Here is a 6984-nt window from a genome sequence, read left to right on the forward strand (position 1 = left end):
CCGTGGGCGGGTTACCGGTGCGGACTACTTGGTGGTGCAGTGGCCGCGGGCCTCGTCGAAGTTCTGGCCGGCCGCCTGGCAGTACTCCTTGACGTTGGCGTAGTGCTCCTTGGCCGTCTCGGCGAAGCGGGTCTCGGTCGGGGACATCGCGATGAAGTACAGCCACTTGCCGTCCGCCGGGTGCAGCACCGCGTTGATCGCCCCGTCGCCGGGGTTGGAGATCGGCGTCGGCGGCAGGCCGGGGTTGAGGTAGGTGTTGTACTTGTTGGACGCGTTGTCCATGTCCTGCTTGTTGAGGTCCTTGCGGCCCAGCGAGTACTGCAGCGTGGTGTCCATGCCGAGGCGGTGGTGGGTCTCGGGCTCGTTGGCCAGGCGGTTCTGGATGGTCTTGGCCATCTTCGCGAAGTCCGCCGGGTTGTTGCCCTCGCGCTGCAGGATGCTCGCCTCGGTGATCACCTCGTAGCCGTTCTTGAGGCCCACCGAGGCGGCCTGGCCGTCCAGGTTCGCGTACTTGTCGACGGCGTTCTTCACCATCTGCTTGAGCAGGTCCTCGGGCTTCATGCCGTCGGCGATGTTGTAGCGGGTCGGCCAGAGGAAGCCCTCGATGTTGCCGTTCGCATACGCCGGCAGGCCGAGGTCGTTGAGGTGGGCCTTGGCTACGCCCGCCGTAGTGCCCGTCTGGAGCTTCAGCTTATCGTCGATCTTGGCGTAGATCTCGGAGGAGTTCTTGCCCTCCGGGAACACGATGGTCGCGCCGCCCGCCTGGTCGAGCAGCTCCTTGAGCGCCGCGGCGGCCGGCATCTCCTTCTTCAGCGTGTAGAAGCCCGGCTGCACGGTCGTGCACTTCGACTCGGCGTCACAGGCCTTGCTGTACGCGTCGACGCTCTTGACCACGCCGGCGTTCTTCAGCGCGAGGCCGACCTGGGCGCCGACCGCGCCCGGCTTGACCTCGACCTGGACGGATCCGGTGCCCTCGCCCGTGAAGTCCGGCGGCGGGCCGAAGTGGTCCTTGTAGAAGCCGTAGCCCCACCAGCCGGCCCCGGCCATGGCGCCGACCAGCACCAGCGCGACCACCAGGCAGGCACCGCTGTTGCGGCGGCCCGACTTCTTGCCCTTCTCCTTGCGCTTCTTCTGCGCCTCCCGGGAGACGTCCTCCTCGCCGAGGAAGCCGATCTCCCCGTGCTCGCCGGCCTCCTCGGGGTACTCGCCGTCCCCGTGGTGGCCGTCGTCGTGGTGGCCCTCCTCGAAGTGGTCGTCCCACTCCTCCTCGGCCGGCTCGTGCCCGGCCACCGGAGCGGCACCCGCCTCCAGCGCGGCGGCCTCCGCCTCCCAGTCGATCCCGTCCGGCCCGGGCCCGGAGACGGGCTCGGCCTGCTGGGGTACGGGCTGCGCGGCCTGCCGGGGCGCCTGCTGCTGCATCTGCTGCGGGGGAACCTGCTGCTGGTACTGCTCCTGCTGCGGGTAGCCCTGCTGGCCCATCTGCTGCTGGCCCATGGGCTGCTGCGGCATCTGCTGCTGGGGGTACTGCCCCTGCTGCGGGAAGCCCTGCTGACCCATCGGCTGCTGGCCCATCGGCTGCTGGTACTGCCCCTGCTGGGGGTACTGGCCGTGCTGCTGCCCCTGCTGCTGGTACTGCTCCTGACCCGGGTAGCCCTGGCCGTACCCCTGCTGCTGGAAGCCCTGCGGGTCCTGGTAACCCTGCTGGCCCATGCCCTGCTGACCCATGCCCTGCTGGGCCATCTGCTGCTGGTACTGCTCCTGCTGCGGGTAGCCCTGCTGGCCCATGTGCTGCTGGGCCGTCTGCTGCCACTGGCCGTCCTGCTGTCCGCCGTAGGCGGGATCACCGGGGTGCCACGGCTCGGCGCCCTGGGGGCCGTAGCCCCGACCCAGATCGGTCATGGATCCCCTTACCCGACGGAGACGGCCGGCGGATCGGACCGGCCGCGCGGGACGGCGTCCCGGCTGATTGTCGAACCGGCGTGCTAGCGCAACGCCTGGGAGGAGACGTTACCGTACCGCAGACATACCGCCGTAAAGGCGAAAGCTCCGTCAGCGCCCGCCCTGACCTGCCGGGGCTCCGCCCGGCTGGGAGGCCGCCGCCGGTGAGGGCGTGCCCGAGGCCGCCGCCGAGGCGCTCGCCTGCGCCGCCCGGTAGGCGTTGAAGTCCACCACGTTGCGCTGCTGCACGTCGAAGCTGTCGGTGAAGCGGGTGTCGCCCGGCTTCACGGTGACGAAGTACAGCCAGTCGCCGGGCGCCGGGTCCAGCGCGGCCATGATCGCCTGCCGTCCGGGGTTGGAGATCGGCGACGGCGGCAGCCCGGGGTGCAGGTAGGTGTTGTAGGGCGAGTCCAGCCTGGTGTCGGTCACCGTGGTGTTCAGGGTGGACCTGCCGAGCGCGTAGTTGATGGTGGAGTCCAGCTGGAGCGGCATCTTCTTCGCCAACCGGTTGTAGATCACCCGCGCGACCTTGGCCATGTCCTCGGTGTTGTCGGCCTCGCCCTGGACCATGCTCGCCACCGTGACCAGCCCGTACAGGCTCTGCCCGAGGGTCTGGGCGACGACGTTCGCGTCGTCCCGGGTGTACTCCTTGCCGGCCCGCTCGACCATCTGCTTCAGCAGGTCGAGGGCGGTGGTCCCGTCCGTGACGCTGTACTTGGCGGGGAAGAGGTAGCCCTCGGGGCTGCCGTTGGCGAAATCCGGCAGGCCGAGCTCGGCGCCCTGCTCCTGTGCGGTGCGCTGGGTGGTGCCGGCCGGGAGGTTCAGCTTCTTGTCGATCGCCGCGAAGACCTGGTAGTCGCGCCAGCCCTCGGGAATGGTCAGGCCGTTGGCGTTCGCCGGGTCGATCAGGACGGCCAGCGCCGCCGCGGCCGACATCTTCTGCTTCAGCGTGTACGTGCCGGGCTGGATCCGCCCGGCCGCCGCCGCGCTGCCCTTGGCCGCCCGGGTGAAGGCGAGCGAGCTCGCCACGACGCCGTTGCGCACCAGCGCCGACGCGATCTGCGACAGGCCCGCGCCCTCCGGCACCGAGACCTGGACGTCCCCGGCGCCCTGCCCCGCGTAGTCCGCGGCGGCCGGCGGCTTGCGCTGCCCCTGCACCCAGGTCCACCCGGCCAGTCCCGCCCCGCCGAAGACGGCCACCAGGGCGAGCGCGGTGAGCCCGCAGGCCAGCCCGTTACGCCATCGGTGGGGATCCGGTGCATCGGGGCGCGGGCGGGGCGCGCCCGGCGGACGGCCCTCCGGTTCCAGCACCGGCGCACCGAGGTGACCGGGCGTGAGCCCAGGGTGGAAGTCCTGGTCGGTCATGGCGCGCGCCCCCTCGGCGGTCCCGGAAGAAACGAAGGGGGTCCGTGCGGACGCGTCCGCACGGACCCCTCTCCGGGACGTTAGAGCAGGCCGGTCAGCCCGCCGCCTCGACGCTCTCACCGGGCGGGCGTCCGCTCACCCGTTCGGACTCAAGCGCGGACTGCAGGATCACGACCGCGGCGGCCTGGTCGACCACCGAGCGCCCCTTCTTCGCCTTGACGCCCGAGGCCCGCAGCCCGTGGGTCGCGGTGACGGTGGACATCCGCTCGTCGACCAGCCGGACCGGCACCGGGTACACCCGGTTGGCCAGCCGCGCCGCGTACGCGCGGACCTTCTCCGCCGCCGGACCCTCCTTGCCGCTGAGCGAGCGCGGCAGCCCGACGACCACCTCGATCGCGCCGTACTCGTCGACGATCGCGGCGATCCTGGCCTGCGACTTCACACCGGCCGGGACGGTCTCCACCGGGGTGGCGAGCACCCCGTCGGGGTCGCAGGACGCGACCCCGATCCGGGCGTCACCGACGTCGACGGCGATCCGCCGCCCACGTCTGAAGGGCCTCTCCTCGAACTCCATCAGGAGGCGCGCTCCGCGACCAGGCCGCGCACCGCGGCGATGGCCTCGCCGACCGCGGCCGGGTTGGACCCGCCGCCCTGGGCGACGTCGTCCTTGCCGCCACCGCCGCCGCCGAGGGTCTTGGCGGCGACGCGGACGAGCTCACCGGCCTTGATACCGCGGCCACGGGCGTCCTCGTTGGTGGCGATCACGGTCAGCGGGCGGTCGTTCGCCACGGTGAAGGCGGCAACCACGGCCGGGCGCGAGCCGAGGCGGCCGCGCACGTCCAGGACCAGCTTGCGCAGCTCGTCCGCGCCGACCCCGTCGGCGACCTGGGCGGCCACCACGGAGATGCCGTGCACGTCCTCGGCCGAGTCGGCGAGGCCCGCCGCGGCGGCCAGCACCTTCTCGGCGCGGAAGCGCTCGATCTCCTTCTCGGCGTCCTTGAGCTTGGTGAGCATGCCCGAGATCTTCTCCGGCAGCTCCTCCGGGCGGCCCTTGACCAGCTCGGTGAGCTGGGAGACCACGGTGTGCTCGCGGGCCAGGAACTTGTACGCGTCGACGCCGACCAGCGCCTCGACGCGGCGCACGCCGGAGCCGATCGAGGACTCGCCGAGCAGCTTCACCAGGCCCAGCTGGGCGGTGTTGCCGACGTGGGTGCCACCGCACAGCTCCTTGGAGAAGTCGCCGATGGTGACGACCCGGACCTCGTCGCCGTACTTCTCGCCGAACATCGCGATGGCGCCGGCCTTGCGGGCCTGGTCCATCGTCATGATCTCGGCGGTGACCTCCAGTTCGCGGGTCAGCACGTCGTTGATCTTCTGCTCGACGTCGGTCAGCACGCTGCCGGGCACGGCGGACGGCGAGCCGAAGTCGAAGCGGAAGCGGCCCGGGGCGTTCTCGGAGCCGGCCTGGGCGGCCGTCGGGCCGAGCGCGTCGCGCAGCGCCTGGTGGGTCAGGTGGGTCGCCGAGTGGGCGCGGGCGATCGCCCGGCGGCGGTCCGTGTCGATCGTGGCGTACGCGGACGCGCCGAGCACGACCTCGCCGAACAGCACCCCGCCGGAGTGGACGATCACGCCGGGGACGGGCTGCTGCACGTCGCGGATCTCGACGACCGCGCCGGACTCCAGCCGGATCCGGCCGTGGTCGGCGAGCTGGCCGCCGCCCTCGGCGTAGAACGGGGTGCGGTCGAGGATGATCTCGACCTCGTCGCCCTCGGAGGCGGCCGGCGCCGGGACGCCGTCCACCAGCAGGCCGACCACGGTGGCCTCGCCCTCGGTGAGGGTGTAGCCGGTGAACCGGCTCGCGCCGGCCTGGTCGGCGACCTCGCGGTACGCGGCGACGTCGGCGTGGCCCATCTTCTTGGCCTTGGCGTCGGCCTTGGCGCGGTCCCGCTGCTCCTGCATCAGGCGGCGGAAGCCGGCCTCGTCGACCTGGAGGCCCTGCTCCTCGGCCATCTCCAGGGTCAGGTCGATCGGGAAGCCGTACGTGTCGTGCAGCTTGAACGCCTGGTCGCCGGAGAGGACGATGCCGCCGGCCTGCTTGGTCTCGGTGACCGCCGCGTCCAGCAGGTTGGTGCCGGCCTTCAGCGTCTGCAGGAAGGCCGACTCCTCGCCGACGACGACCGTCTCGATGCGCTTGCGGTCGGCCTCCAGCTCCGGGTACTGCGGCGCCATCGCCTTGATGGCGATGTCGATCAGGTCCTTGGCGACCGGACCGGTGGCACCCAGCAGGCGCATGTTGCGGATGGCGCGGCGCAGGATGCGGCGCAGCACGTAGCCGCGGCCCTCGTTGCCGGGGGAGACGCCGTCGCCGACGAGCATCAGCGCGGTGCGGATGTGGTCGGTGACCACGCGCAGCGACACGTCCGACTTGTGGTCGGCGCCGTAGGTGTGGCCGGTGAGCTCGGCGGCGCGGTCGAGGATCATCCGGCTGGTGTCGATCTCGAAGAGGTTGTCGACGTCCTGCAGGATGGCGGCGAGGCGCTCCAGGCCGAGGCCGGTGTCGATGTTCTTGCTCGGCAGGTCGCCGAGGATCTCGAAGCCGTCCTTGCCGTCGCCGTGGCCGCGCTCGTACTGCATGAAGACCAGGTTCCAGATCTCCAGGTAGCGCTCGCCGTTGACGGCCGGGCCGCCCTCCTCGCCGTAGGCGGGGCCGCGGTCGTAGTTGATCTCCGAGCACGGGCCGCACGGGCCGGGGACGCCCATCGACCAGAAGTTGTCCTTCATGCCCAGGCGCTGGATGCGCTCCGAGGGCACGCCGATGACGTCACGCCAGATCTGCTCGGCCTCGTCGTCGTCCTTGTAGACGGTGATCCAGAGCTTCTCCTTCTCCAGGCCGTAGCCGCCGTCCGCGACGGGAGTGGTGAGCAGCTCCCAGGCGAACTTGATGGCTCCTTCCTTGAAGTAGTCGCCGAAGGAGAAGTTGCCGCACATCTGGAAGAAGGAGCCGTGCCGGGTGGTCTTCCCGACCTCCTCGATGTCCAGGGTGCGCACGCACTTCTGGACGCTGGTGGCGCGCGAGAACTGCGGCTTGACCTCGCCCAGGAAGTAGGGCTTGAACGGCACCATGCCGGCGTTGACCAGCAGCAGGGTGGGGTCGTCGGCGACCAGGGACGCCGACGGAACGACGGTGTGGCCGCGCTCCTCGAAGAAGCGCAGCCAGCGGCGGCGGATCTCAGCCGACTCCATTAGTGGTCCTTCCGGTTCGGGGTGCCACCCCGCGGCGGCAGGGCGCGGCGGGGCGTTTCTTCAATGGCTTGGGTGGTGCGGGCTCTGCGGGCTGGAGGCAGGGCGGCGGCCGGGCTGCCGGGCGCCGCCGAGATAGCTCGGTACTGCGGCTCGCCCCGCAGGGCAGGGCGCTCGCGCCGAGGCTCGACGACGGCCGTGCCGTGGAGTCCGAGGTCGTCGCGCAGCTGGTCCTCACGCTCGGCCATGCCGGCCTTCACGTCCTTGGCGAACTGCTTGGCCAGGTCGCCCAGGTGCAGCGCACCGCGCGCGGCGGTGCCGGAGAGGCTGTCCGGGGTGAGCCGGTGCACGGCCTCGTTGGCCTTGTTCATGGCCCAGACGGTGGCGCCGGCGCCGACCGCCATCCAGAAGATGCGTCGCACCATGGCGTCAGCCCCTCAC

5 protein-coding genes are annotated in these 6984 nt (G+C 71.3%); all 5 read right to left on the bottom strand.

Going from position 1 to position 6984, the window contains the following annotated elements:
• Positions 1 to 24 precede the first annotated feature (24 nt).
• The 5 genes from mltG (AB0O00_RS02305) to AB0O00_RS02325 all read right to left on the bottom strand — a co-directional run bounded on the left by mltG (AB0O00_RS02305) (position 25) and on the right by AB0O00_RS02325 (position 6968).
• Positions 25 to 1899 carry an endolytic transglycosylase MltG gene (gene mltG, locus AB0O00_RS02305; RefSeq protein WP_363648201.1) on the bottom strand — a complete coding sequence of 625 codons (1875 nt, stop codon included), beginning with the start codon at positions 1897 to 1899 and terminating at the stop codon, positions 25 to 27.
• A 150-nt stretch (positions 1900 to 2049) separates the two neighbouring features.
• Positions 2050 to 3303, bottom strand: a complete 1254-nt coding sequence (gene mltG, locus AB0O00_RS02310; protein WP_363648203.1) for an endolytic transglycosylase MltG — start codon at positions 3301 to 3303, stop codon at positions 2050 to 2052.
• 94 nt (positions 3304 to 3397) lie between these two features.
• Positions 3398 to 3877, bottom strand: a complete 480-nt coding sequence (gene ruvX / locus AB0O00_RS02315) for a Holliday junction resolvase RuvX (protein ID WP_359973184.1) — start codon at positions 3875 to 3877, stop codon at positions 3398 to 3400.
• Entirely contained in the window at positions 3877 to 6546 is a 2670-nt protein-coding gene (gene alaS, locus AB0O00_RS02320; protein WP_363648205.1) for an alanine--tRNA ligase, read from the bottom strand. Before alaS ends, ruvX begins: the two co-directional genes overlap by 1 nt.
• Positions 6546 to 6968, bottom strand: coding sequence for a DUF6167 family protein (locus tag AB0O00_RS02325; RefSeq protein ID WP_363648207.1), 423 nt, complete (start codon positions 6966 to 6968; stop codon positions 6546 to 6548). Before AB0O00_RS02325 ends, alaS begins: the two co-directional genes overlap by 1 nt.
• Positions 6969 to 6984 lie beyond the last annotated feature (16 nt).

It is taken from the genome of Kitasatospora sp. NPDC093558 (genome assembly GCF_040683475.1).
In the GTDB taxonomy this organism is placed as follows: Bacteria; Actinomycetota; Actinomycetes; order Streptomycetales; family Streptomycetaceae; genus Kitasatospora.

Excerpts from the sequence above, each read along its gene's own strand:
- mltG (WP_363648201.1), bottom strand. The coding sequence starts at position 1,899 with ATGACCGATCTGGGTCGGGGCTACGGCCCCCAGGGCGCCGAGCCGTGG.
- mltG (WP_363648203.1), bottom strand. The coding sequence starts at position 3,303 with ATGACCGACCAGGACTTCCACCCTGGGCTCACGCCCGGTCACCTCGGT.
- ruvX (WP_359973184.1), bottom strand. The coding sequence starts at position 3,877 with ATGGAGTTCGAGGAGAGGCCCTTCAGACGTGGGCGGCGGATCGCCGTC.
- alaS (WP_363648205.1), bottom strand. The coding sequence starts at position 6,546 with ATGGAGTCGGCTGAGATCCGCCGCCGCTGGCTGCGCTTCTTCGAGGAG.
- AB0O00_RS02325 (WP_363648207.1), bottom strand. The coding sequence starts at position 6,968 with ATGGTGCGACGCATCTTCTGGATGGCGGTCGGCGCCGGCGCCACCGTC.